Annotated in this window: 22 protein-coding genes, 1 tRNA gene, 1 pseudogene and 2 riboswitches; of the genes and pseudogenes, 12 read left to right on the top strand and 12 right to left on the bottom strand. The window is 64.7% G+C overall.

The genetic code is table 11. The features are described 5' to 3' along the window. Window positions 1-126: 126 nt before the first annotated feature. Window positions 127-1,131, bottom strand: a complete 1,005-nt coding sequence (trxA, locus tag ACLE20_RS09265) for a thioredoxin (RefSeq protein ID WP_410939989.1) — start codon at window positions 1,129-1,131, stop codon at window positions 127-129. Between the two features lie 69 nt (window positions 1,132-1,200). Then, entirely contained in the window at window positions 1,201-1,788 is a 588-nt protein-coding gene (locus tag ACLE20_RS09260; protein WP_410939988.1) for a prolyl-tRNA synthetase associated domain-containing protein, read from the bottom strand. Between the two features lie 243 nt (window positions 1,789-2,031). Between ACLE20_RS09260 and ACLE20_RS09255 the strand changes: the two genes are divergently transcribed. From ACLE20_RS09255 to ACLE20_RS09245, 3 genes are all read left to right on the top strand, one after another. Beyond that, a tRNA-Gly gene (locus ACLE20_RS09255) sits at window positions 2,032-2,106 on the top strand. A gap of 172 nt (window positions 2,107-2,278) precedes the next feature. Then, window positions 2,279-2,776: an ImmA/IrrE family metallo-endopeptidase gene (locus tag ACLE20_RS09250; RefSeq protein WP_410939987.1), complete on the top strand. Its 498-nt coding sequence runs from the start codon at window positions 2,279-2,281 to the stop codon at window positions 2,774-2,776. Between the two features lie 86 nt (window positions 2,777-2,862). Next, the gene (locus ACLE20_RS09245) at window positions 2,863-3,183 is read left to right on the top strand and encodes a hypothetical protein (protein WP_410939986.1); all 321 of its coding nucleotides are present in this window, start codon (window positions 2,863-2,865) and stop codon (window positions 3,181-3,183) included. A gap of 56 nt (window positions 3,184-3,239) precedes the next feature. Here ACLE20_RS09245 and ACLE20_RS09240 read toward each other — a convergent pair whose 3' ends face one another. Both ACLE20_RS09240 and metA read right to left on the bottom strand, forming a co-directional pair. After that, entirely contained in the window at window positions 3,240-4,262 is a 1,023-nt protein-coding gene (locus ACLE20_RS09240; RefSeq protein ID WP_410939985.1) for an aldose epimerase family protein, read from the bottom strand. Between the two features lie 101 nt (window positions 4,263-4,363). Beyond that, on the bottom strand, window positions 4,364-5,287 hold the full coding sequence (gene metA / locus ACLE20_RS09235) for a homoserine O-succinyltransferase (protein ID WP_410939984.1): 924 nt from the start codon (window positions 5,285-5,287) through the stop codon (window positions 4,364-4,366). Window positions 5,288-5,338: 51 nt separating this feature from the next. Further along, a riboswitch (SAM riboswitch) is annotated at window positions 5,339-5,416 on the bottom strand. A 149-nt stretch (window positions 5,417-5,565) separates the two neighbouring features. Here metA and ACLE20_RS09230 point away from each other — a divergent pair. Further along, entirely contained in the window at window positions 5,566-7,461 is a 1,896-nt protein-coding gene (locus tag ACLE20_RS09230) for an ABC transporter ATP-binding protein/permease (RefSeq protein WP_410939983.1), read from the top strand. A 75-nt stretch (window positions 7,462-7,536) separates the two neighbouring features. After that, the gene (locus ACLE20_RS09225) at window positions 7,537-8,751 is read left to right on the top strand and encodes a glycosyltransferase family 87 protein (protein ID WP_410939982.1); all 1,215 of its coding nucleotides are present in this window, start codon (window positions 7,537-7,539) and stop codon (window positions 8,749-8,751) included. A 37-nt stretch (window positions 8,752-8,788) separates the two neighbouring features. On the opposite strand, the gene ACLE20_RS09220 is transcribed toward ACLE20_RS09225, so the two are convergent. Together ACLE20_RS09220 and ACLE20_RS09215 are read right to left on the bottom strand one after the other, a co-directional pair. Further along, complete coding sequence (locus tag ACLE20_RS09220) at window positions 8,789-10,615, bottom strand: ABC-F family ATP-binding cassette domain-containing protein (protein WP_410939981.1); 1,827 nt, start codon at window positions 10,613-10,615, stop codon at window positions 8,789-8,791. 2 nt (window positions 10,616-10,617) lie between these two features. Further along, complete coding sequence (locus tag ACLE20_RS09215) at window positions 10,618-11,268, bottom strand: thiamine diphosphokinase (RefSeq protein ID WP_410939980.1); 651 nt, start codon at window positions 11,266-11,268, stop codon at window positions 10,618-10,620. A 90-nt stretch (window positions 11,269-11,358) separates the two neighbouring features. Next, window positions 11,359-11,469: riboswitch (TPP riboswitch) on the top strand. A gap of 47 nt (window positions 11,470-11,516) precedes the next feature. On the opposite strand from ACLE20_RS09215, the gene thiB reads away from it, so the two are divergent. From thiB to ACLE20_RS09195, 4 genes are all read left to right on the top strand, one after another. Next, window positions 11,517-12,542, top strand: coding sequence for a thiamine ABC transporter substrate binding subunit (gene thiB, locus ACLE20_RS09210; protein WP_410939979.1), 1,026 nt, complete (start codon window positions 11,517-11,519; stop codon window positions 12,540-12,542). Window positions 12,543-12,598: 56 nt separating this feature from the next. Then, window positions 12,599-14,221 (top strand): thiamine/thiamine pyrophosphate ABC transporter permease ThiP, encoded by a 1,623-nt coding sequence (locus ACLE20_RS09205; protein WP_410940221.1) that lies wholly within the window; start codon window positions 12,599-12,601, stop codon window positions 14,219-14,221. Then, window positions 14,218-14,982: an ATP-binding cassette domain-containing protein gene (locus ACLE20_RS09200; RefSeq protein WP_410939978.1), complete on the top strand. Its 765-nt coding sequence runs from the start codon at window positions 14,218-14,220 to the stop codon at window positions 14,980-14,982. The genes ACLE20_RS09205 and ACLE20_RS09200 overlap by 4 nt, the downstream gene beginning before the upstream one ends. Window positions 14,983-15,175: 193 nt before the next feature. Then, window positions 15,176-16,717 carry a M48 family metalloprotease gene (locus tag ACLE20_RS09195; RefSeq protein ID WP_410939977.1) on the top strand — a complete coding sequence of 514 codons (1,542 nt, stop codon included), beginning with the start codon at window positions 15,176-15,178 and terminating at the stop codon, window positions 16,715-16,717. 72 nt (window positions 16,718-16,789) lie between these two features. Here the strand turns inward: ACLE20_RS09195 and ACLE20_RS09190 are convergent, their stop codons facing one another. Further along, window positions 16,790-17,656, bottom strand: a complete 867-nt coding sequence (locus tag ACLE20_RS09190; protein WP_410939976.1) for an RNA polymerase factor sigma-32 — start codon at window positions 17,654-17,656, stop codon at window positions 16,790-16,792. A gap of 462 nt (window positions 17,657-18,118) precedes the next feature. On the opposite strand from ACLE20_RS09190, the gene ACLE20_RS09185 reads away from it, so the two are divergent. After that, window positions 18,119-18,625: a GNAT family N-acetyltransferase gene (locus ACLE20_RS09185; protein WP_410939975.1), complete on the top strand. Its 507-nt coding sequence runs from the start codon at window positions 18,119-18,121 to the stop codon at window positions 18,623-18,625. Window positions 18,626-18,759: 134 nt separating this feature from the next. After that, window positions 18,760-19,293: an inorganic diphosphatase gene (gene ppa / locus ACLE20_RS09180; RefSeq protein ID WP_410939974.1), complete on the top strand. Its 534-nt coding sequence runs from the start codon at window positions 18,760-18,762 to the stop codon at window positions 19,291-19,293. Window positions 19,294-19,405: 112 nt separating this feature from the next. Here the strand turns inward: ppa and ACLE20_RS09175 are convergent, their stop codons facing one another. Continuing rightward, window positions 19,406-19,840, bottom strand: coding sequence for an Lrp/AsnC family transcriptional regulator (locus ACLE20_RS09175; RefSeq protein WP_410939973.1), 435 nt, complete (start codon window positions 19,838-19,840; stop codon window positions 19,406-19,408). A 121-nt stretch (window positions 19,841-19,961) separates the two neighbouring features. Here ACLE20_RS09175 and ACLE20_RS09170 point away from each other — a divergent pair, with 121 nt between their 5' ends. Beyond that, entirely contained in the window at window positions 19,962-21,080 is a 1,119-nt protein-coding gene (locus tag ACLE20_RS09170; protein WP_410939972.1) for a saccharopine dehydrogenase C-terminal domain-containing protein, read from the top strand. A gap of 64 nt (window positions 21,081-21,144) precedes the next feature. Here the strand turns inward: ACLE20_RS09170 and ACLE20_RS09165 are convergent, their stop codons facing one another. The 4 genes and pseudogenes from ACLE20_RS09165 to ACLE20_RS09150 all read right to left on the bottom strand — a co-directional run bounded on the left by ACLE20_RS09165 (window position 21,145) and on the right by ACLE20_RS09150 (window position 25,725). Beyond that, on the bottom strand, window positions 21,145-22,572 hold the full coding sequence (locus ACLE20_RS09165) for a mannose-1-phosphate guanylyltransferase/mannose-6-phosphate isomerase (protein WP_410939971.1): 1,428 nt from the start codon (window positions 22,570-22,572) through the stop codon (window positions 21,145-21,147). Between the two features lie 160 nt (window positions 22,573-22,732). Further along, complete coding sequence (locus ACLE20_RS09160; protein WP_410939970.1) at window positions 22,733-23,140, bottom strand: F0F1 ATP synthase subunit epsilon; 408 nt, start codon at window positions 23,138-23,140, stop codon at window positions 22,733-22,735. Window positions 23,141-23,258: 118 nt separating this feature from the next. Next, window positions 23,259-24,689 (bottom strand): annotated as a pseudogene (gene atpD, locus ACLE20_RS09155) (F0F1 ATP synthase subunit beta); the annotation flags it as partial. A 154-nt stretch (window positions 24,690-24,843) separates the two neighbouring features. Beyond that, window positions 24,844-25,725: a F0F1 ATP synthase subunit gamma gene (locus tag ACLE20_RS09150; RefSeq protein WP_410939969.1), complete on the bottom strand. Its 882-nt coding sequence runs from the start codon at window positions 25,723-25,725 to the stop codon at window positions 24,844-24,846.

Genomic DNA, 25,725 nt, shown 5'->3' with positions numbered 1-25,725 from the left:
CTCCCCATCCGGGCGGCCAGGGGCGCATGACAGGCCCCGGCGACTGGTCTTCAAGACATGGAGCATTCGTCATGAATCTCAAGAGAGTCTCGCACGGGCGGCCGGTCTGGCCGCCCGTGCGCGCCCTCAGGAGAAGAGGATGGCGGAGAGCTTGCGGCGGGCGGCGAGCGTTGCCGGATCGGCCGCGCCCCAGACATCGAAGAACTCGAGCAGCGCCCGTCGCGCGCCGTCATCCTCGAAACTGCGGTCGCGGCGCATAATGGTCAGGAGATGGTCGGCCGCGGCGTGGCGATCGCCTTCGACATTGCGGATCTTGGCAAGCTTCATGCGGGCAGCGTGGTCGTCGGGATCGGCGGCGAGCGTTGCTTCCAGCGCGCGCGGATCGCCGAGCTTGCGCGCCTCGTCGATCTGGTCGAGCCGCTTCAGCACGGCCTGGATGGCAGGGTCGGCAGCCTGCTCCTCGGGAAGGTCGGAGACAAGCTCGCGCGCCTGGGCAAGACCGTCGGTCTCGATCATCACCTCGGCCAAACCGACGCGTGCGCCAATGTTGTCCGGATCGACCTGGAGGATCGAGGCGAAGAGACCGGCGGCATTCTGCAGGTCGCCCGCCTCCTTCAGCGCCTTGGCTTCGGCGAGCGCCGCCTCGATCTCGGCCGCCTGGTCGTCGACCGCCGGGCCGGCGATGCGCTCGATGAAGGCGCGGATCTGGCTTTCCGGCACGGCGCCCATGAATCCATCGACCGGCCGTCCGTTCGAAAAGGCGATGACGGCGGGGATGGACTGGATGCCGAGCTGGCCGGCGACCGAGGGATGATCGTCGATGTTCATCTTGACGAGCAGCACGCGCCCGCCTTCCTCCTGCACGACCTTTTCGAGCACGGGGGTCAGCTGCTTGCAGGGCCCGCACCAGGGGGCCCAGAAATCGACCAGAACCGGCTGCTGGCGCGAGGCTTCAAGCACATCGGCGGTGAAGCCGGCCGTCGTCGTGTCCTTGATCAGGTCGCCAGGTTTGCCTGTCGTCTTCGCAGAAGGGGCCGCCTGGGACGCGGGCTTTGCCGGCGCCGCGCCATAGTTTGCCGTGCCGCGCATCTGGCCGCCGAAGCTGCCACCATAGGGATTGCTGCCGCTCATCAGGTCCTCCTGTCGCGGGTCTTGAAGGACGTCCGTCCACCCGGCTCTTTTCGCGATGAAGATCGTATGTCAGGCAGTGACTTTCAAGACAAGCGGCGCGTGGCCCGTCGCTTCGGCAAAGCGGATGAGATCCTTGCTGGCGATCGACGTCGTCGCGTCGTTGCGCAGCGGATGGCAGTTGACGATCTCCTCGGCCATGAGATCGGCATCGAGCACCAGGGTCACCTTGTTTGCCCGATCGTTGATGACGCCGAAGGCGGTGACGGAGCCCGGCACCACGCCGAGCAGGTCCATCAGCGCCTCCGGCTTGCCGAAGGAGACCTTGCCCGAGGCGCCGATCAGCGTGTGCACAGTCTTGAGGTCCACGACCGCATGTTCTTCGACGGTCAGCAGGAAATAGCGATCCTTGCGGTCCTTCACGAACAGGTTCTTCGTGTGCCCGCCGGGGATCTCGTCGCGCAGCGCCACCGATTCGGCGACGGTGAAGACCGGCGCATGGCGCTTGGTGGTGTGGGCGATGCCGAGTCGGTCGAGGAAGGCGAAGAGTTCGGCCTCCGTCAGCGGCGGCTTTGCGCCGCCTGTCGCGCCGGCCTGCACTTCACCCCCCGCCCCGTCTCCCGCCGTCTCCAGCCGATCATCGTCCATCTCGCCGCTCATCACATCCTCCATGCCGGTCCTGTCATTCTGCTTAGGCGCTCTGCCAATCGCAGACAATCGCAGCTGCGGCGCAGACCGCGCCTGCTTGCGCCTCTGCGTGCCCACCTTCATGCAGCTGTCAAAAATTCTGCCGGGTCGGAATTTTCCCTGTTGCATTTGAAAATCCGCTGGTCCATATAGCGCCCGTCGCCGCAACAACGGCGCCGCCCCCGGCCACCACTTACCCCAGGCCGCGGTTTACGAGCGGGTGTAGCTCAGGGGTAGAGCACAACCTTGCCAAGGTTGGGGTCGAGCGTTCGAATCGCTTCACCCGCTCCAGTTTCTCCTCTTCGGAACGTCGGTCCTCAGCGCAGCTCATTTGGTTGCGACAGTGGTCCCGTCTGCCATCACTTTACCGATGGCATTCTCAGCGATTATGATGCCATTCCTGCCCCAGCCAAACTCCTCAAGGTAGATCATCCGAATCGTCAACGGTGAAGGAGAGCCTGAAATGCGCATGGCGATGACGGAATCCGATCTTCCGAACTATAAAGCTGCGAAAGCTGAGGCTGACCGCCTGACAAAGATCTACTCGGCTCCCTCGATACCCGTCATTGAAATTGCCGAGCAGAACGGCGTGAATGTGCTCTTTTCGGATTTGGGACGCTTTCGAGAGAACATCGCTGGCTTCTGCGACTTTCAAGCAGCGCGTCTCTACGTGAATCGCGACGACTCCACTACGCGTCAGATGTTCACGATCGCGCATGAGTTGGGCCATTGGCTGCTCCACCGCGATGCATTTCTCGCCGATCCCGAACGATATCCAGTCCTACCTCGATTTCAAAAGCCAGACGAGAACAACGCCTTCGAACGGGAGGCCAATGCCTTCGCAGCAAACCTGCTGGTTCCGGATCATCTTCTTGAACCAGTGAAAGGCGCCCCTGTCTCGGCGCTTGCCGATGTCTTCGGCGTATCCCGCACAATGATGGAATATCGCTTGAAGCGATGAGCGAAAAACAAGCGCCTTCCGTCATTTAGCTGCTAGAGGAAATTCGCGTCCAGAGCGGTCATGAGCCGTCCGCCGACAATGCGGCATTGGCCGAAGCCGAGCGGCAGCAAGAAAAGATTCAACGGCAAGATGAGCTTGCTGCTCTCGATCGCCAGATGGCGTATGCTCGCTTGAAGGCATTCCAAGCGCATCATCACCATAAGGGCCGATGGTCGATCTTCGTAATGATTGCCATGGCCTGGATGATCCTTTTCCAGTCGGGCCTCCTCGCGTTGGTCGGAACGGGAATTTGGGACTTCAAGCCCTATCAGTGGCTGTTACCAAGCCTGCTCATCCAAAACTTGGCGCAAATTATTACTTTGGCGGCAATCATCGTCAAAGCGCTGTTTGATAAGCACAAGGAGTAGGCTTCTGGCCTCCGGCTGCATGACCGGCGCAAACGCATATCAAACAGTTCGCGCCCTCAACTCCGCATAAACACATAATCCGTCTCCTGCCGCAGGACCTCGCCGGGGCGCAGGATCGCCTTTGGGAAGCCTTCGTGGTTGATGGAGTCGGGCCAGGTCTGGGTTTCCAGGCAGAAGCCGGCAAAGGCGGCGTAGGGGCGGTCTTCGAGGCCGGGAACAGGCACGTTGAGCTTCCAGCCGGAATAGAACTGGATGCCGGGCTCGGTGGTGCGCACCTCCAGCGACACGCCGGAATCCACGCTGCGCACGAAGGCAACCGAGCGCTTGACCTGGCGCTCGCGCGACAGGCAGAAATTGTGGTCGTAGAGGACCTTGTCGCCCTCGGTCTGGCGCTTCATCGAGGTCATCTCGCGCAAATCGAAGACCGTGCCCTCGACCGAGGCCACCTCGCCGGTCGGCACCTGCCGCTCGTCGGTCGGCAGATAGTGGTCGGCCGCGATCATGATGTCGTGGTTGAGCGCGCTCGCACCGCCATCCAGGTTGAAATAGCTGTGCTGGCAGAGATTGGCGATGGTCGGCAGGTCGGTCTCGGCTGTGTAGCTCACCGTCAGCACGCCTTCGCCGGAGAGGCGATAGGTGCAGCTGATCTCGCAATTGCCGGGATAGCCGGCCCGGCCATCCGGATCGGTGATCGTCAGCGTCAGGCTATCCTCGCTCTGAACGGCGAGCGTCCAGAGCCGCTTGGCCGTGCCGTCGCTCCCGCCATGCAGATGGGTGACGCCCTTCTCGTTGAGCTCCAGCTGGTACGTCGTTCCGTCGATCGAGAAGCGCCCGCCGCCCGTGCGGTTGGCGCAGCGACCGGGTACGGCGCCGAAGTAGGGGGAATGCAGGCGATAGTTCTCGAAGGTCTCGAAGCCCAGCACCAGCGGCGGCTGGTGGCCGTCGAGCCGAAGATCCTGAATGACTGCGCCCCAGGTGAGGATGTAAGCCGTAAGGCCCCCGCCGCTGATGCGGATGCGGTGCACCGCCTCGCCGGAAGGCAGATGCCCGAACACCTCGTTTGCGCTGCCGTCACTCATTCCCCGTCTCCTTCACTGCCTTCACGGCCCGCAACCGCGGGCAGCGGCAAACTGCTGCATTTCGCCCGCCGCCGCAACAGGAGTTCGCGGGAGCGAAGGTTTCAGCGCCCGCTGCCGATCTCGGAGAGATCGTAGGGCGTCGTCTGGTAGATGTCGTTGATCCAATTGCCGAAGAAGAGATGCGCATGGCTGCGCCAGCGATTCTGCGGCGGCAGCTGCGGATCATTATGCGGGAAATAGTCGTGCGGCATCTTGATCGGCACGCCGGCCTCGACATCGCGGAAATACTCGTCCGCCAGCGATGTCGAATCATATTCGACATGGTTGAACATATAGAGCCGATTGCCGGCCCGTTCTGCCACAAGACACACGCCCATTTGCTCGGATTCCATCAGGATCTCCAAGCCCGGCACCCGCTCGATATCGGCGCGCCTCACCTCGGTCCACCGGGACACCGGCACATGGAAGTCGTCCGAGAAGCCGTTGAGATAGACCGAGGACGGGTTGAGGTTCTGGTGGCGATAGACGCCGAAGGCCTTCTCCTTCAGCGCATGTTTCGGCACGCCGTGGAAATGGTAGATCGCCGCCATCGCTCCCCAGCAGATGTTGAGCGTCGAATGGACATGTTTGTGCGACCAGTCGAAAATCTCCTTCATCTCGTCCCAATAGGTCACCTCTTCATAGGCGATCGTCTCCACCGGCGCGCCGGTGATGATCAGCCCATCGAACTTGCGGCCGCGCACCTCCTCGAAGGTTTCGTAGAAGGCAAGCAGATGATCTTCCGACGTATTCTTGGCGCGGTGACTGCCGAGGCGGATCAGGGTGAACTCCACCTGCAGCGGCGAGGCCCCGACGAGACGGGCCATCTGCACCTCGGTCTTGATCTTGTTCGGCATGAGGTTGAGAAGCCCGATCTGCAGGGGACGGATATCCTGCCGAATCGCGACCGTTTCGGTCATGACCCGCACGCCTTCCTGGACAAGGGTCTCAAAGGCGGGGAGCGTATCGGGGATCTTGATGGGCATCGTCTCTCACCGGTTCCATAGAGAGCCGGCCGAAAGCGCTGCGGAACGGCTCGGCGGCCGCCCACGGCCCTTTAGCGACTTATTTAACGTGGCTGCAAGCCGGCCGGCCAAATCACCACGGAACCCGCTTTTTCTAATCCTCTACCGAAATTTAATCAACATGCCTTTCAGGAGGGCATGTTGGCGCAAGCTGTCGCTGAATTAATGGTCGGTTGAAACTATCCAGGGACACTGGGCGTACCCATGTATGGGAGGAGTATGACGCGTGGGAATGATCGATGGCAGATGAAGGGGCAGGCAGCGGCGCCACAGGTGCATCCGATGCCGTTCTGGCGGAAGACAGGCTGAAGCGCGAAACGCGCCGCGCCGCCCGCGACGGCGGGGCGCTCGATCTCAGCCTCACCTATCGGCTGGGCGTGATGATGCAGGCCTTCTGGGCATCCAAGGTCCGCCTGAAGGTGTTGGGGCTCGGCTCGCTGCTGATCCTGATCATCCTCGCCACCGCCTATATGACGGTGATCCTCAACGAGTGGAACGCCCCTTTCTTCGACGCGATCCAGCGGCGCGACCTGCCGGAATTCTTCCATCAGCTCGAAATCTTCGCGCTCATCGCCGGCATCCTGCTGTTGCTCAATGTCGTTCAGGCCTGGCTGAACCAGATGACCGCGCTCTACATGCGCGAAGGCCTGACGCGCGACCTCGTCGATCAATGGCTGACGCGCAAGCGCGCGCTCCGGCTTTCCTCCCGCGGGCTGATCGGCATCAATCCCGACCAGCGCCTGCATGAGGATGCCCGTACGCTTGCCGAAAGCACGACCGGGCTGACGCTCGGTCTCATCCAGGCGACCATCCTGCTCGTCAGCTTCATCGGCGTGCTCTGGGACCTGTCGAGCGGCTTCGTCTTTCACCTCTCCGGCCACAGCTTCTCCATTCCCGGCTACATGGTTTGGGCAGCGGTGCTCTATGCGGCTTCGGCCTCGATACTGAGCCGCATCGTCGGGCGCAAGCTGGTCCGGATCAATGCCGACCGTTCCTCCCGCGAGGCGGAGCTCCGCTTCTCGCTCATGCATGCCAGCGAAAGCATGCCGGCCATCACCGTCGTCGGCGGCGAAGAAAGCGAGCGCCATCGGATCGGCGAAAGCATCACCGCCGTGCTGCAGGTGATGAAGCGGCTGGCGCTTGCCAATACCAACCTCACCTGGGTGTCCGCCGGCTATGGCTGGGCAGTGGTCGTGGTGCCGATCATCGTCGCGGCGCCCGCCTATTTCTCGGGCGGCCTGAGCTTCGGCCAGCTGATGATGTCGATCGGCGCCTTCAACCAGGTGAACACCGCGCTGCGCTGGTATGTCGCCAATTTCGCGGCCATCGCCGAATGGCGGGCGACGCTGATGCGCGTCACCGATTTCCGCCAGACACTGACCGACATGGAGGAGGAGTTCCAGCCGGAGCGCGCCATCCTCTACCGCCAGACTGAGGACACGCTGACGCTCGACGAGGTGGAGATCGCCAATGCCGTCGATGCCGATCCGCAATTGGCGGGCGGCTTCCGCTTCGTGGAAACGGCAGTGGAGATCCGGCCCGGCGAGCGGATCATGGTCAATGGCGACCATCATGTGAACCGCAAGCTGCTGTTCCAGGCGCTGGCCGGGCTCTGGCCCTGCGGCAGCGGCCGGATCGGCCTGCCGCGGCAGGACGACATGATGTTTCTGCCGCAGACAGCCTATATTCCGGATGGCACGCTGCGCGATGCGCTGGCCTTCCCCGACCCTGCCGACAGCTATGCTGCCGACGACATCGCAGCAGTCCTGGACAAGGCCGGCCTGGGCCACCTCGTCCCCAAGCTCGACACCCGGGCGCGCTGGGAAAAGGTCTTGAGCGCGGAGGAGCAGAAGACGATCCCGATCGCGCGGCTGCTGCTCAAGCGGCCGCGCTTCGCGATCTTCGAGGAAGTGTTCGAGGGCATGGAGCCGGACTGGAAGGTGAAGGTGACCGGCCTTCTGACGGCACTGCCCGAGACGGCGATGATCTATATCGGCCGGTCGGACACCTACAGAAAGGCACTGTCGCCGCGGGTGCTCCATCTTCAGGCGCTCGATCCGGAAGGCGGGCCGGCAGGGCGCGACGAGGCACCGCCCGCCCGACCGACCACTGCCTTTCGCATCGGCGCCCGATAGGCCGCCATCCGGTCCTCAATCGGTTGTTAAGCGCGCACTTCTAGGCTGCGCTGAGACAACGGAGGACAGGCCGGCATGCGCAACAGAACCGATATGCGGATCGCCGCCGCCACCGCGCTCGTCGGCCTGATGCTCGCGGCCCTCTATCAGATCCGGCTCTGGACCATCGGGCCGGACGGCTATTCCCTCCTGTCCGGCCGCCTGCCCTATTGGGACTTTTCCAACCTCTGGGCCGGCGGGCGACTGGCGGTCGAAGGGCGGGTCGATGCGATCTTCGATCCCGAGATCTATCGCGCCGCGCTGCGGGCCTGGTTCGGCAGCGGCTTACCGGACCAGGAATGGAGCTATCCGCCCTCGATCCTGCTCATCGGCGTGCCGCTCTCGCTCCTGCCGCTGCCACTCGCCTATGGGATCTGGACCTTCGGCACGCTCGCCTGCCTCTACGCGATGCTGCGCCTCTTCGCCCTGCCACCGCTCGTGACAGTCGCGCTTCTCGTCAGCCCCGGCGCGCTCGCGACCAGCCTGTTCGGCCAGAACGGCAGCCTGACCGCCGCCCTGCTGCTCGGCGCCCTGATCCTCCTGCCGACCCGGCCGATCCTTGCCGGCGTGCTGGCCGGGCTGCTGACGATCAAGCCGCATCTTGGCCTGCTCCTTCCCCTCTGCTTTCTCGTTTCCGGCCAGTACCGCGCCATCGCCGCGGCGGCCGTGACCGGCGCGGCGATGGCGCTTTTGACGGGACTCTTCTGGGGTTTCGAGGTCTGGTCCGCCTTCTTCACGAAAACCGGCCCGCTGATGACGGCGATCCTGGAGGCGGAGTTTCCACAGGGCTATCAGGTCAATGCCATGACGGTCTTCATCCTCGCCCGCGCACTCGGGCTCAGCCTCGGCTGGGCCTATCTTTGCCAGGCCATGGCCTTCACAGCGGCCGCGCTCGCATGCATTTGGATCTGGCGCCCGTGCTTTGCCATGGACCACCGGCAGCGCGCCTGCCTGACCGCCGTTCTGACGTTGATCGCCACGCCCTACGGCTATTCCTATGATGCGGTGCCGCTTTCGGTCGCCGCGGCCTGCTTCTTCCTGACCGACCCACGCCTGCCACGCCCGCTGCTGGCGCTTACCTATCTCTGGCCGTTGATCCTGCACATTCCCAACCGCCAGGGGCTCATGATCGCGGTGCTGGTGCCGATCCTGTTTGTGGGAATGGTGCTTTGGTCGCGACGCACGGCGCCAGTTCCGCAGTCGGTAGTGGTCGAAGGACGTGGCGCGATCCCGAGCGGAGCGGAGGCCTGACGGCTCTCAGCGCCGCGCGCCGCAAAGCCGGCCCCAGCTACCCCTCAAGCTCTTCCCGGAGCATTTCCAGTTCCAGCCATTCCTGCTCCATCGCCTCGATGCGGGCCCGCAGCGTCTCCAGCTCCTTGGCAAGCGTGGCGAAGCGGGTCGGGTTCTTGGCGAAAAGCGCCGGGTCGGCCATTTCGGTCTCGCGCCTGGCGATCTCGGCTTCGGCCCTCTCCATCTCCTTCGGAATGGTCTCGAGCGCGAACTTCTGCTTGAAGGAAAGCTTGCCCTTTCCGCCCGCGGAAGGTTTGGCCGCGGGGGAGGCCTCGGCCACCCTCGCCTTCTCGCTCTTCTCCGCCCGCCTGCGTTCCTCCGCCGCGCCCTTGCGCTGGGCCATCATGTCGGAATAGCCGCCCGCATATTCGATCCAGCGCCCGTCCGGCGTGGTCGGGTCGGCGGGGGCGATGGTGGAGGTCACTGTCCGGTCGAGGAAGTCGCGGTCGTGGCTGACGAGGATGACCGTACCCGCGAAGCCGGCGACGATTTCCTGCAGCAGATCCAGCGTCTCGATGTCGAGGTCGTTGGTCGGCTCGTCGAGGATCAGAAGATTGGTTGGCCGCGACAGGATACGGGCCAGCATCAGCCGCGCCCGCTCGCCGCCGGAGAGATTCTTGATCGGCGTGCGCGCCTGTTCGGGCTGGAACAGGAACTCCTTCATATAGCCGGTGACATGACGCTGCTCGCCATTGACAAGCAGCGTCTCGCCGCGTCCATCGGTCAGGTAGTTGGCGAGCGAGGACTCGAGGTCGAGGTCCTCGCGGCGCTGGTCGAGCGTCGCGATCTCCAGATTGGTGCCCAGCTTGACGCTGCCCTCGTCCGGCGTCAGTTGGCCTGTGAGCATTTTCAACAGCGTCGTCTTGCCCGCCCCGTTCGGCCCGACCAGACCGATGCAATCGCCGCGGTGGACGCGGATGGAGAAGGGCGCGACGATGGTGCGCGGCCCGTACTGCTTGGTGATCTTCTCCGCCTCGATCACCAGCTTGCCGGATTCCTGCGCATCGGAGAGGCTCGCCTGCACGGTGCCTTGCGGACCCTTGTGGCCGCGATACTGGCCGCGCAGATCCTGCAGCGCGCCGAGCCGGCGCATGTTGCGCTTGCGCCGTGCCGTCACGCCATAGCGCAGCCAGTGCTCCTCCCGCTCGATCTGCTTGCCGAGCTTGTGCTGCTCCAGCTCTTCGGCCTCCAGCACCTCGTCGCGCCAGGCCTCGAAAAAGGCGAAGCTGCGGTCGAGCCGGCGCGAGCGGCCGCGATCGAGCCAGACGGTGGCGGTCGAGACCTTCTCGAGGAAGCGCCGGTCATGCGAGATCAGGATCAGCGCCGAGCGCGTCTTCAGGAGCTCGCCTTCTAGCCATTCGATGGTCGGCAGATCGAGATGGTTCGTCGGCTCGTCGAGCAAGAGAATATCCGGCTCCGGGGCCATGACGCGGGCGAGCGCCGCCCGGCGCGCCTCGCCGCCGGAAAGCGAGGCCGGATCCTCTTCGCCGGTCAGCCCAAGATGCGAGAGGAGATAGGCGACGCGATAGGGATCATCCCCCGGGCCGAGGCCCGATTCGGCATAGGCCTGCACGGTGCGATGCGCGCCGAAATCCGGCGCCTGTTCGAGATAGCGCACCGTTGCCGAGGGATGACGGAAGACCTCGCCCGATTGCGGCTCCACCATGCCGGCCGCCACCTTGAGCAGGGTCGACTTGCCCGACCCGTTTCGGCCGACCAGGCAGAGGCGCTCGCCCGGCTCCAGCTGCAGGCCGGCGCCGTCAAGCAGCGGCGTACCGCCGAAGGTGAGCACGATGTCGTCGAGTTTCAGAATGGGTGGTGCCATGGTCAGGCTCCCGTCATATCAAAGGGCCGGGCGAGCAGCAGCGCGCGGCCGGCCTCAAGCGTCAGGGTCACGCGCCCCTCCGCCACATTGGAAATGGTCCGCGATGCGCCGAAGGGCAGATCGAAGGCGGACAGCGGATAACGGGCACCATCGATCGACAGGCCTTTCAGCGGATCGAGCCCCAAAACGGAGAACAGGCTGCCCGGCGGCAGATCGACCGACAGCCTGCCATCTTGCAATGGATAGGCCTCTTCCTCGCCGCTGGTGAGCATCACCTCGTAGCCGCGCTCGGAAAGCTCTACCGCGTGCAGCAGATGCATCAACGCATGATCGCTGCGCTCGCCCCCCAGAGCTCCGGCGAGAATCAGCCGGCGGGCGCCGCGGGCGATCGCTTCGGCGACGGCGATCTCGCCATCCGTCTCGTTCTTGGCCGGCGGATAGGGCTCGCGCGGCACGCCGGCATAGGCGGCGCTCAGCGCCTCGGAGCTCGAATCGAAATCGCCGATCCACACCTCCGGCGTCAGGCCGAGTGCCGCCGCATGGCGCATGCCGCCATCGGCGGCGATCACGCGTGCGCCGGCGATCTCTGCGCGGAGCCGGTCGGTCACGCTGAGCGTGCCGCCCAGGAGAATGACGAAGGGGCTGTCGGTCATGGCATCGCCATAGCGCGAAGCGCTGCCCAGAGCAAAGGGCAAAGGCAAAGCGCGATCTTGTCAAGCGCCCGCGCCGCAGCTACATCTCGCTCTGCTCTAACGGGGTGCCTTTCGGATGATGGAAAGGCTGAGAGGCCAGCTGGCCAACCCGCGGAACCTGATCCGGCTAACACCGGCGGAGGGATTAGACGGCACGGCACACCGCCGCTCTTTCCCCTTGTGAAATCGAACCGAGAAGGAGATGTGCGATGCGCAGTAGATGGCTGACCTTTCTAACCCACTCTCTCACCCCCGTCCTGGCCATCACTCTCGCGACGGGCTCGGCCGCGGCGCAGGAGAAGCGGCTGACCGTCTACACCTATGAGAGCTTCACCAGCGAATGGGGCCCCGGTCCGAAGATCGCCGCCGGCTTCGAGAAGACGTGCGACTGCAAGGTCGATTACGTCTCGGTTGCCGATGGCGTGGAGCTTCTGACGCGGCTGAAGCTCGAGGGCACTGCCTCCAAGGCCGATGTCGTGGTCGGGCTCGATACCAATCTGGTGGCGGAGGCCAAGGAGACCGGCTTCTTCGCGCCGCATGGCGTCGAGGCGGCTGAACTGAAGGTACCGGGCAATTTCTCCGACGACACCTTCCTGCCCTATGACTACGGTCATTTCGCCTTCGTCTACGACACCGAGACACTCAAGACGCCGCCGAAAAGCCTCAAGGAGCTGGTCGAGGGTGACGCTTCGCAGAAGATCGTGATCGAGGATCCGCGCACATCGACGCCGGGTCTCGGCCTGCTGCTCTGGGTCAAGGCGGTCTACGGCGATGCCGCACCCGCCGCCTGGGCGAAGCTGAAGGACCGCGTGCTGACGGTCACCCCCGGCTGGTCGGAGGCCTATGGCCTGTTCACCAAGGGCGAGGCGCCGATGGTGCTCTCCTACACCACCTCGCCCGCCTATCACATGGTCGAGGAAAAGACCGAGCGCTACCAGGCCGCCGCCTTCTCCGAGGGCCATTACATCCAGATCGAGGTGGCGGGCCTGACCAAGTCCAGCCATGACCCGGTGCTCGCCAAGGCCTTCCTCGCCTATCTGACCGGCGCCGAGGCTCAGACCATCCTGCCGGTGACCAACTGGATGATGCCGGTGGCGACCCCCGCGGCGCCGCTGCCTGATGCCTTCTCCAAGCTCGTCGCTCCGCAAAAGACCCTGCTGATCCCCTCTGATGACGTGGCGAAGAACCGCAAGGCCTGGGTGGACGAGTGGCTGGCGGCCATGAGCCGGAGCTGAGGTCCTTGGATCGAGCGCCGACAGCCCCGGCGGCCCGCGCCGGTCCGCGCCGCCGGCTGACCATCCTGTCGGGTCTGGCGGCGCTGGCGGCGATCGGCGTGTTCGTCATTGCCGCTCCGCTTGCGCTCGGCCTTGCCTCCGGCATCAGCCAAGGCGGCCTAAGAGAGGACAGCCGACCGCTTATCGATGCCTATGTGCTGAACGCCGCCCGCTTCACTCTGCTGCAGGCCGTTCTTTCCACGGCTCTTTCGGTGCTCCTGGCGATTCCGGTCGCCCTGGCGATTGCCCGGCGCCGGCAGTTCCCCGGCCGCATCTGGCTGTTGCGGCTGCTGGCGCTGCCGCTCGGCCTGCCAGCGCTGGTCGGTGCGCTCGGCCTGTTGAGCATCTGGGGCCGGCAGGGCGCGGCGAACACGCTTCTCGATATCCTCGGCTTCGGGCGTCCGCTGACCGTCTATGGGCTGCAAGGCATCCTGCTCGCCCACGTCTTCTTCAACCTGCCGCTTGCCGTGCGGCTGATGGTGGCCGGGCTCGACCGGATCCCCAGCGAATATTTCCTGCTCGGCGCCAATCTCGGCCTGTCGCGCCTGTCGCTGCTGCGCTTCGTCGAAGGGCCGGTGTTACGGGCGCTGATGCCGGGGATTGCCGGGCTGATCCTGATGCTCTGCGTCACCAGCTTCACCCTGGTGCTGACGCTCGGCGGTGGACCGGCGGCCAGCACGATCGAGGTCGCGATCTATCAGGCCCTGCGTTTCGATTTCGACCTGCCGCGCGCCATCGCCCTGGCAGGACTGCAGCTGGCCATAACCGCACTCCTGCTCCTGGCTTTCACCCTCCTGGGATCGCAGCCGGCCGAGTCCGAGACAAGCGGCCGCGTGCCGCGCCGGTTCGATGGCGCCGGCCTTCCCTCCCGCCTCGGCGATGCCGGCGTCATTGCGCTCGCTGCGCTCTTCGTTGCCAGCCCGATGCTGGCGGTTCTCATCGCCGGGCTGCGCGCCGATCTCGTCCGCCTCGCGCTCGATCCGGCGGTCCATCGCGCATTGCTCACCAGCCTCGCCATCGCCACCGCCTCCTCGATTCTGTCGGTCCTCCTCACCTTTTTCATGCTGCAGGCCCGGCTCGCGCTGATCGCGCGGCGCAGCCGCCAGCCTTCCAGGCTCGATGCCGCAAAGCTTTTCAGCGCCGCCGTGTCGGGTGCCACCTCGCTCGTGCTTCTGGTGCCGCCGGTGGTGCTCGGCGCCGGCTGGTTCCTGGCGCTCCGGCCTACCGGCGACGTCGCGCGCTACGCGCCCGTGATCATCGTCGCCATCAATGCGCTGATGGCCCTGCCCTTCGTCGCCCGCATCCTCGCTCCGGCCCTTGCGACCCATGCGGCACGAACCGCGCGCCTGGCCGACAGTCTCGGCATGGCCGGCTGGAGCCGCCTGCGGTGGATCGATGCGCCGGTGCTCGCCCGTCCGCTCGCCATGGCGCTCTCCTTCGCCGCGGCCCTCTCGCTCGGCGATCTCGGCGCGGTGGCGATCTTCGGATCCAACGAGGTCGTGACCCTGCCCTATCTGCTCTTCAGCCGCATGGGCTCCTACCGGACGCTCGATGCGGCGGGGCTCGCGCTGCTGCTCGGCCTCGTCTGCCTCCTGCTCACCATGGCCGGCACGCCGCGCCGCGAGATCGCTCTTCGATGACCCGACCTGTCCTTGGCCCGGCCCTCGCCCTCGACCAGACCCGCATCCGTTTCGGCCCGACCACTCTCGACTTCGACATGGCGGTGTCGCCCGGCCGGCTGGTGGCGGTGGTCGGGCAGTCCGGCTCCGGCAAATCGACCCTGCTCAACCTTCTCGCCGGCTTCGAGGCGCCGGAGAGCGGCCGCGTGCTCTTCTCCGGCCAGGACCTGACCGCCGCGGGACCCGCGGACCGGCCTGTCTCGATCGTCTTCCAGGACCACAATCTCTTCGCCCATCTCGATGTCGCCACCAATGTCGGCCTCGGCATTCATCCCGCCTTGCGGCTGACGGCGGATGACCGGGTGCGGATCGCGGCAGCGCTCTCAGCCGTCGGGCTCGAAGGCTTCGAAAAACGCCGGCCGCCGACCCTCTCGGGCGGGGAGCGGCAAAGGGTGGCGCTCGCTCGCGCCCTGGTGCGGCGCCGGCCGATCCTTCTGCTTGACGAGCCCTTCGCGGCCCTCGATCCCGGCCTGCGTCGGGACATGGCCGGCCTGATTCAGGCGCTCCACCGCCGCGAAGGGCTGACGACCCTGCTCGTCACCCATCAGCCCGACGATGTGGCGTCGCTCGCCGACGAGGTGGTCTTTATCGCAGACGGTAAGATCTTGCTGCATGAGCCCGCCACCGCCTTCCTCGCCCGGCGCGATCCGCCGGAGGTGGCGCGCTTTTTGGGCAAGGCTCCAGTCGATCCCCTTCGCGAAGCTCCTTCCGCCACAATTTGACCGCCGGCCTGTGGCACCCGCGAAGGCCGGCGACGGGAACCGCGTTGCCGTTCCACAACGCGGCAAGAATTTCAACACAGGACGCTGTTCATCGGTCCCGCGAATCCGTTAAGCGGAGAGCCTTGCAAAACGGGCGACAGACAGACGGCGCAGAGGCGATCCGGGCGCGCTGAGCGGGACATGGGCTGAAGGCATGATCGAGACCAGGCGGAGCGTCCGCAAGCAGAGGATTGGAGAGGCGGGGAACGTCCCCCCGGCGCCGACTCCGGCCCTGCGCCGGTCCGCCCGGCTGCTCGCCGGTCTCTCGCTGCTGACGCTTGCGGGCTGCACGACGGCGCTCGACCAGAGCTACGAGCCGAGCGTCGCCCCCTCCTCCACGCCGCAGATCGTCGACGAAGTACAGAAGAACGATCCCCGGGCGCAGATGGGCGCGCGCGAGCATCCGCGAATCGTGGCGAGCTATGGCGGGGAATATAAGGACGCGAAGACCGAACGCCTCGTCGCCCGCATCACCGGCGCCCTGACGGCGGTCTCGGAAAACCCCAACCAGTCCTATCGGATCACCATCCTCAATTCCCCGGCGATCAATGCCTTCGCGCTGCCCGGCGGCTATCTCTATGTCACCCGCGGCTTGCTGGCGCTTGCCAATGACGCCTCGGAAGTCGCCGCCGTGCTCTCGCACGAAATGGCGCATGTCACCGCCAACCATGGCATCCAGCGCCAGCAGCGTGAAGAGGCCGAGGTGATCGCCAGCCGCGTCGTTTCCGAGGTCCTGTCCAGCGATCTCGCCGGCAAGCAGGCCTTGGCGCGCGGCAAGCTGCGGCTCGCCGCCTTCTCGCGTAACCAGGAGCTCCAGGCCGATGTGATCGGCGTGCGCATGCTGGGCGAAGCGGGCTATGACCCTTATGCCGCGGCGCGCTTCCTCGATGCGATGGCCGCCTATGCGCGCTTCTCCTCGGTCGATCCCGATGCCGACCAGAGCCTCGACTTCCTGTCGAGCCATCCGAGCGCGCCCCAACGCGTCGATCTCGCCCGCCGCCATGCCCGCGCTTTCGGCGTCGAGGGCGCGGTCGGCGATCGCGGACGCGACTATTATCTCGACGGTATCGACGGCCTGCTGTTCGGCGACAGCCCCCAGGAGGGCTATGTGCGCGGCCGCACCTTCTTGCATGGCAAGCTCGGCATCCGCTTCGATGTGCCCGAGGGCTTCCGCATCGACAACAAGGCCGAGGCGGTTCTGGCGACCGGGCCCGGCGACATCGCCATTCGCTTCGACGGCGTTGCCGATACCGAACGACGCAGCCTGACCGACTACATCGGCAGCGGCTGGGTGACGGGGCTGCAGCCGGACACGATCCATGCGATCGATATCAATGGGCTCGAGGCGGCAACGGCGCGGGCCTCGGCCGAGCGCTGGGACTTCGATGTCACCGTCATCCGCATCGACAGCCAGATCTATCGCTTCCTGACCGCGGTACCCAAGGACATGCCGGTGCTGGAGCCGACGGCGGACATTCTTCGCGCCTCTTTCCGCCGCATGACGCCGCAGGAAGTTGCCTCGCTGAAACCCTTGCGTATCCGGGTGGTCACCGTTGGGGCCAACGATACGGCGGCGACGCTGTCTGCCCGCATGATGGGGACCGACCGCAAGCTCGACCTCTTCCGCCTGATCAATGACCTGCAGATCGCAACGCCGCTGCGCACCGGCGACCGCGTCAAGATCATCGCGGAATAACAGCGACGACATATGCGAAAAGGCCCGCCATTGCGGCGGGCCTGATGAGGTGGGGCATTCCGTTCGTCGGAGTCAGTGCGCCGTCAGCGCCAGCTCCGGCGCCTGGGCGACCAGGGCCACTTTCAGCTTTTCGAGAGCGCGGGTTTCGATCTGGCGCACGCGCTCCTTGGAAATGCCGAGATCGGCGCCGAGCTCCTCCAGCGTCGCGCTGTCTTCGGACAAACGGCGGGCGCGGATGATCTTCATTTCGCGATCGTTGAGGCTTTCCAAGGCATGGCCGAGCCAGGTGCGACGGCGCTCCTGATCGATCATGTCGGTGACCTGCTCGTCAGGCAGCGGCGCCGCGCAGGCCAGAAGGTCGAGCCGCTCGCCGCTGTCGGAATCGCCGGAGGAAATCGGCGCCTGCAGTGAGGTATCGCTGCCGGACAGCCGGGCATCCATGGTCTGGACATCGGCAAGGCTGACGCCGAGCGCGGTGGCGATCTCTTCATGCACGGCGCGGGCGGTCAGCTGGCGGTTGCCCTGCGCAAGCTTGGCGCGGAGCCGACGCAGATTGAAGAACAGCGCCTTCTGCGCCGACGACGTCCCGCCGCGCACGATCGACCAATTGCGCAGCACGTAATCCTGCATCGACGCCCGAATCCACCAGGTGGCATAGGTGGAGAACCGTACGTCGCGGCTCGGCTCGAACCGTGCCGCGGCCTCCAAGAGGCCGATATGACCCTCCTGGACAAGGTCGCTCATCGGCAGGCCGAAGTGGCGGAACTTGGCAGCCATCGAAATGACAAGCCGCATATGGGCCATGGCAATCTTGTTGCGCGCCTCCTGGTCGTGGTTGTCCTTCCAGGCCTGCGCGAGTTCCTGCTCCTCGCCGCGCTCCAGATAGGGGGCCGCCATGGCGATCTTGATCATGCGACGATCTGCCGAAAGATTTTTCATGAGAGAGCTCCATGGCGGGCGCCGGATGCGCATCCGGGCATTGCAAAACGGGAATGGACGAAACGGGAAGGAAGAACAAAGTCGGCGACAGGCGCCCGCCCGATGAACCCGGGGATTTGCAGCTGAACCGTCTTTGGCTTGACCTGCACGCGCGACGCCCTATCTGACATTCAATCGACGGAAACGACCCTCGCGGCTGCTCCGATCGGATCCGGACGTGGGCGCCGGAGAGCGGCGCGCAGACACGTGTTTCGAGATCCAACGCTCTCAAACGTCTTAACCTTGTGGAAAGTTCCGTCCGCCACCGCCTTTTCCCAGTCGGTGTGTTTCTGTGCGCGTCGGCGCCCGGTCTCCTTTTGACGCTTGTCGGAGCCGTTAAGACTGCGTTAACATTCCTTCAATTCGCCTCTTGATGCCAAAGAGGTTCAGAGCCGTGGCACCACGGAATGGAAGGTTTGGGCGATGAAGACCCTGTCGATCGAGGTTCGCTATGCCGAGCCGAAAGACGCCGCCGAAGTATCGGAGGTCCACCGCCAATCCTGGCTACAGGCCTATGCCGGTCTTATTCCTCACAAACCGCTGAACGAGATGGTCGACCGGCGCGATGCGCGCTGGTGGCGCAAGGCGACGCGTGGCCCGGCAACTCTGCTGGTCGCCGAGGTCGCCGGCGTCATCGCCGGCTATGCGACCGTCGGCCTCAGCCGTGCCCGCGCCCTTCCCCAGGAAGGCGAGATCTACGAGCTCTATCTGAGGCCGGAATATCAGGGCATTGGGCTTGGGCGGCTGCTGTTCGGCGAAGCGCATGGCCTGCTACGCTCGCTCGGCTGCCGCGGCCTGGTGGTCTGGTGCCTGGAGGATTGCCACATCGCAGACCGCTTCTTCCGCATGGCCGGGGGCTGCGACATTTGCGAGGGCATGGAGGATTTCGGCAATACGCAGCTCAAGAAGATCGGCTATGTCTGGGATTGAGCGGCAAGCCGCTCAGTCGCCGCGCGTTGACCAATTCGTGAGATTCCTTGATTGCCGCGGCACCCGCATATTGCGCCGCACCTTTTTTCCCTTTATCGCACCTGCAGTCCAAATCCGCCATCTATGGGGCCCTCATGCGTATTGATGCAATTTCGATTGGAAAGAACCCGCCGGAAGATATCAACGTCATCGTCGAAGTTCCCGTCGGTGGCCATCCGATCAAGTATGAAATGGATAAGGACGCCGGGACCCTGGTGGTCGACCGCTTCCTCTATACGCCCATGACCTATCCGGGCAATTACGGCTTCGTTCCCCATACGCTGTCCGACGATGGCGACCCGATCGACGTGCTGATCGCCAGCACTCGCCCGCTGGTCCCCGGCTGCGTCATCAATGTCCGCCCGATCGGCGTGATGATGATGGAAGACAATTCCGGCAAGGACGAGAAGGTGATCGCCGTGCCGAACTATCACCTGACCAAGCGCTACGACAAGGTGAAGGAATATACCGACCTGCCGGAGATCACCCTTCAGCAGATCGAGCATTTCTTCGAGCACTACAAGGATCTCGAACCCGGCAAGTGGGTCAAGATCTTCGGCTGGAAGGATTCCGGCGTTGCCCGCCAGCTGATCGTCGAGGCGATCGAGCGCGCCAAGTCCGCCAAGTAATTCAAGCGATTTCCACGCTCAGATCGAAGCCGTAGCGCGCCCGCGCTGCGGCTTTTTCCATGCTCTCGTTCCCAACCTTGTCCTGGCTTCCGGTCGTGACGGCGCTGCGCGTCTACCGGTCGATCCGCGTTGAGAGGATGATCGAGGAGAGGGTCTTTTCAACGCCGTCGAGGCTGCCGATGCGGTCGATGACACTGTCGAGCGCGCGGATCGACGGGGCGGCGAGGATGGCGATCAGGTCGAAGCTGCCGCTGACCGAATGAAGCACACGCACTTCGCGCAGCGCATCGAGATCGCGCGTCACACGGGGCAGCGCCTTGGCGGCAAGCGTGATCAGCACATGGGCTTTGACGATGCCATGCTCGGCCTCTTCCGACAGACGAACGCCATAGCCGGCGATCACGCCGCTCGCCTCCAGCCGCTCCAGCCGCGCCTGAACGGTCGTGCGTGACAGGCCCAGCCGGCGCGCCAGCGTTGCCACCGGCATGCGGGCATTCTCGGCCAGAAGATCAAGAAGTTGCCGGTCTCCCGGCGAGATCGTCGTCATGCAAAGTCGCCTCGTCGGATTGCCCAGATTTCTACGGCAGAATGCGCAGAATCACGCTGCAAATCAACGTTGTCTTGGGCAATTCTCCCTCATCGACAGGCTTTCCATAAAGGGGGAATCTATGAAGGACATCGTCGTTGTCGGAGCCGGGAAGATCGGAGCCACCATTGCCAGGCTGCTGACCCATTGCGGCGATTATCGCGTCAAGCTCGCCGACCGCAGCGCGACCCAGCTCGCCGCCGTCGAACCGCATCCGGCCCTCAGCCTGCATCCGATCGACATCACCGATGGCGAGGCACTGGATAGGCTTTTTGCCGGCTCCTTCGCCGTCCTCTCGGCCGCGCCCTTCCATCTCACCACGGCCATTGCCGAGAGCGCGGCGCGGACCGGCGTGCATTATCTCGACCTGACCGAAGACGTGGAATCCACCCGTCGGGTGAAGGCGTTGGCGGCCGAGGCGGCGGCCAGAGGCGCATCGACCGCCTTCATCCCGCAATGCGGCCTTGCCCCAGGTTTCATCTCGATCGTCGCCAGCGATCTCGCCGCGCGTTTCGAGACGCTGGACAGCGTACGCATGCGCGTCGGCGCCCTGCCGCAATATCCCTCCAACGCGCTGAACTATAACCTGACCTGGAGCACGGACGGCGTCATCAACGAATATATCGAGCCCTGCGAGGCGATCGTCGAGGGGCGGCTCGCCCATGTGCCGGCCTTGGAAGAGCGCGAGGAGTTTTCGCTCGACGGCGTGACCTATGAAGCCTTCAACACCTCCGGCGGTCTCGGCACGCTGTGCGAAACGCTGGAGGGCCGCGTGCGGACGCTGAACTATCGCACAATCCGCTACCCCGGCCACGCCGCCATCATGAAGGCGCTGCTCAACGATCTCGGTCTTCGCCACCGGCGTGAGGTGTTGAAGGACATTCTCGAACATGCCCTGCCCTCCACCACCCAGGATGTGGTGATCGTCTTCGTCACCGTCTCGGGATGGCGCGACGGGCGGCTGGTGCAGGAGACCTATGCAAACAAAATCTATAGCGGCGTCGTGGCCGGGCGCATGATGAGCGCGATCCAGATCACCACTGCCGCCAGCATCGCCGCGGTGCTCGACATGCTCGCTGAAGGCACTCTGCCGGCGACCGGCTTCGTGCGCCAGGAAGATATCCCGCTCGATGCCTTCCTCGCCAACAGGTTCGGCGCTCACTATGCGCAGGAGCGTCTCGGCGAGCGCCGCGCCGGCTGATCCCGGCGACATGCAAAGCGAAACGCCCGGTCTTGCGGCCGGGCGTTTCCATGTCTGCCAGCCCTCAGATCCGGCCGAACTCGTCGTCGATCCGGATCGTGTCGTCGTCCTTGAGATAGGAACCCGTCTGTACTTCGATCAGCTCGAGCGGGATCTTGCCGGGATTGGCGAGACGGTGGGTCATGCCCTGGGGGACATAGATCGACTCATTTTCATGCAGGAGCCGCGTCTCGTCGCCGAGCGTCACCTCCGCCGTGCCGCGTACCACCACCCAATGTTCGGAACGGTGGAAATGCTTCTGCAGCGAAATCTTGCGGCCGGGTGCAATATGCAGGCGCTTGACCTCGAAGCGATCGCCCGAGAGCACGGAGGCGACCGCGCCCCAGGGCTTGTAGGAGGTCGGGTGGACCTCGGTGAGCGGCCGTGTGCGCTCGACCTTGGCGAGCGCCTTGACGATCGTGCCGACGTCCTGGCTCGCCGCGAGCGGCCCGACATAGACGGCGTCCTCGCTGGCGATGACGGCGATATCCTCCAGCCCGTGGACGGCGAGATGAATATCGCGCGACAGGACGAGTGAATTGCGGGTCTTCGACACGCTGGCGCACTCGCCGACCACATTGCCATCGGCATCCTTATTGCCGATCGCCCAGACGGAATCCCAGCTGCCAAGGTCCGACCATTTGAATTCCGAGGGAACGACTGCGGCATTGCCGGTCTTCTCGAACACCGCATAGTCGACGGAGATGTCCGGCGCCCGCGCGAAAGCAGCGGCATCCAGGCGCTCGAAATCGAGGTCGCGCGTGCCGGCGGAGAGCGCCTCGCGGACCGCCGTGACCACGTCTGGGACGAACTCCGTCATTTCGTCCAGGAACTGGCGCGCCGGCAGCATGAACATGCCGGAATTCCAGAGGTAGTTGCCGCTTGCCAGCAGTGCTTCAGCCTTTTCGCGGTTGGGCTTCTCCACGAAGCGGGCAACTTCGCGCGCGCCACTCGGCAGCGCTGCCCCGGTCTCGATATAGCCGTACCCGGTGGCTGGCTCCGTCGGGCGGATCCCGAAGGTCACCAGCTTTCCCGCCCGTGCCGTGTCGCGGGCAATGCGGATGCACTCGAAATAATGTTCGCCGGCATCGATCTCATGATCGGACGCGAGCACCTGCAGCAGCGACTCTTCGCCGCTCTCGCGGATCACCACCTCGGCGGCAGCCGCAAGGGCCGGCGCGGTGTTGCGCGCGATCGGCTCCAGGAGAATGGCGGCCAGCGGGGCGCCGACGGATTGGGCCTGCTCGGCGACGATAAAGCGGAAATCGGCATTGGTGACGATGACGGCCGGCGCATAGATCGCCGGATCGGAGACACGCTGCAGCGTCTTCTGAAACAGGGAATGCTCGCCGAGGAACTGGAGAAACTGCTTCGGCGCGGAGGAACGGGACAGTGGCCAGAGTCGCGTTCCCTTGCCGCCGGCCATGATGACGGGAACAATCTTGACGGTCATGGGCTGTTTCCTTGAGCGGAGGCGTACAAACGCGGATGACCGGAGCGATCCGGCGGACTTCGCGGCAGGCGCCGCCTCGCTTGGCGCAGTCGCGAGGGCACGACGGGCTTTGACAGAGCAAACAAAAAACCCGGCAGCAGCCGGGTCTTTCGTCAGCCGGTCAACCCGGAAGCGTATTCTCGTTGAGGTGGACCAGCTGGGAGAGGAACTGCTCCAGCTTGGTCTTGTGTTCGTCGGCGTGCTCGCCCGCCTCCAGCTCCTCGCGAGCCGCCGCGATGCGGCGCTCGAGCTGCGTCTTGTCGAACTCGTCCGCGGGAACGGCGGATTCGGCAAGCAGCGTGCAGCCGGACGGCAGGATATCGGCAAAGCCGCCGAAGACCACGTAGCGCTGCGTCTGGCCGCTCGCCGTCTTCACCGTGACCACGCCGGGCTTGATGGTGGTCATCGTCGGCGCATGGTTGGCCATGACCGTCATCTCGCCATCGGTGGCGGGGATGACCACCTCGGTTGCGCGCTCCGAAAGCAGCAGCCGTTCCGGGGAGACCAGTTCGAAATTGAAATCAGCCATGGTTCGTCATTCGCTTCTTCTGGCGCAGGCGGCAGGCGCCCGGCGAAACCGTTTCTGCAGCGTTCCGCCGAGGCGGAACAGGCGGCGCGATGGGCGCCGCCGGCTCTTCATATCAGGCTCAGGCGGCTTCGCCAGCCAGACGCTTGGCCTTTTCGATCGCTTCGTCGATCGAGCCGACCATGTAGAAGGCAGCTTCCGGCAGGTGGTCGTACTCGCCGTTGACCAGACCCTTGAAGCCCTTGATCGTGTCTTCGAGCGCGACGAGCTTGCCCGGCGAACCGGTGAAGACTTCGGCGACGAAGAAGGGCTGCGACAGGAAGCGCTCGATCTTGCGGGCGCGGGCGACGGCGAGCTTGTCCTCTTCGGACAGTTCGTCCATGCCCAGGATCGCGATGATGTCCTGCAGGGCCTTGTAGCGCTGCAGCGTCGTCTGCACCTTGCGGGCGACCTCGTAGTGTTCCTCGCCGACGACCATCGGGTCGAGCATGCGCGAGGTGGAGTCGAGCGGGTCGACGGCCGGATAGATGCCCTTTTCGGCGATCGAGCGAGACAGAACGGTGGTCGCATCCAGATGGGCGAAGGAGGTGGCCGGCGCCGGGTCGGTCAAGTCGTCGGCCGGAACATAGATGGCCTGAACCGAGGTGATCGAGCCCTTGGTGGTCGTGGTGATGCGCTCCTGCATCTGGCCCATGTCGGTCGCAAGCGTCGGCTGATAGCCGACGGCCGAAGGAATACGGCCGAGCAGTGCCGACACTTCCGAGCCGGCCTGGGTGAAGCGGAAGATGTTGTCGACGAAGAACAGGACGTCCTGGCCTGCGTCGCGGAAATCTTCGGCGATCGTCAGGCCGGTCAGAGCGACGCGAGCGCGGGCACCCGGCGGCTCGTTCATCTGGCCATAGACGAGCGCGGCCTTCGAGCCTTCGCCGCCGCCATGCTTGTTGACGCCCGACTCGATCATTTCATGATAGAGGTCGTTGCCTTCGCGGGTGCGCTCACCGACGCCAGCGAACACCGAGTAGCCGCCATGCGCCTTGGCGACGTTGTTGATCAATTCCATGATCAGAACCGTCTTGCCGACGCCGGCGCCGCCGAACAGGCCGATCTTGCCGCCCTTGGCGTAAGGGGCGAGCAGGTCGACGACCTTGATGCCGGTAACGAGGATCTGCGCTTCGGTCGACTGCTCGACATAGGACGGCGCGTCCTGGTGGATGGCGCGCTTGCCGGAAGTGACGAGCGGGCCTGCTTCGTCCACAGGCTCGCCGATGACGTTCATGATGCGGCCGAGCGTTTCGAGACCGACCGGAACGGTGATCGGCGCGCCGGTGTCGCGAACGGCCTGGCCGCGCACGAGACCTTCGGTCGAGTCCATCGCGATGGTGCGCACGGCGTTCTCGCCGAGGTGCTGGGCAACCTCGAGAACAAGGCGCGAGCCGTTATTGTCTGTTTCGAGCGCATTGAGGATTGCCGGAAGCTGACCCTCCTCGAAGGCCACGTCGACGACAGCGCCGATGACCTGCGTGACGCGGCCAGCCGCGGTACCCGTTGCGGTGCGATCCAGGGTCGCTGTATCAGCCATGGTTTTACCCTCTTGTTCTTTCGTTCCTTCGACTGGCTCCGGCACAAGCGGAGATGGCGCAGCCAGTCACTCTGTTTCCTGCCCGCATCGCGCGGTGCCGAAGCGAGAAGCTCCGGCCGGCGATGGCTTAGAGCGCCTCGGCGCCCGAAATGATCTCGATCAGTTCCTTGGTGATCTGAGCCTGACGCTGACGGTTGTAGTTCAGCGTCAGCTTGTTGATCATTTCACCGGCATTGCGCGTCGCATTGTCCATGGCGCTCATCTTGGCGCCCATTTCGCCCGCGACATTCTCGAGCAGCGCCCGGAAGATCTGCACCGAAATATTGCGCGGAATAAGGTCGCTCAGAATTTCGCCGGCGTCCGGCTCATATTCGTAAATCGCACCAGCGCCTGCATCGACCGGCGTCACCTCGGGCGCAGCCGCCGGGATCAGCTGCAGCGCGGTCGGAACCTGGCTGATCACCGACTTGAACTCGGAATAGAACAGCGTGCAGACGTCGAACTCGCCCTTTTCGAAGAGGCCGATCACCTTCTTCGCGATCTGGTCGGCATTGGTAAAGCCGACCTTCTTCACTTCGCGCAGATCGACGCGGTCGATGATGAGCGAGGCGAATTCGCGGCGAAGGATGTCATAGCCCTTCTTGCCGACGCAGATGATCTTGACCGTCTTGCCTTCCGCCTGGAGCCGGCGGATGTGATCGCGGGCAAAGCGGGCGATCTGCGAGTTGAACCCGCCGCACAGCCCGCGTTCGGCCGTGCAGACCACCAGGAGGTGGGTCTTGTTCTGTCCGGTACCGGTCATCAGCAGCGGTGCGCTGTCGTCCGTTCCCACCGCCTGGGCGATGTTGGACAGAACAGCGCTCATGCGCTGCGAATAGGGACGCGCCGCTTCGGCCGCCTCCTGCGCACGCCGAAGCTTCGCCGCGGCCACCATTTTCATGGCCTTGGTGATCTTCTGCGTCGCCTTGACGGAGGCGATCCGGTTTTTCAGATCCTTAAGAGAAGGCAT

The sequence above is a fragment of the Rhizobium sp. YIM 134829 genome (genome assembly GCF_046546455.1).
This window is presented reverse-complemented; position numbering and strand designations above follow the sequence as displayed.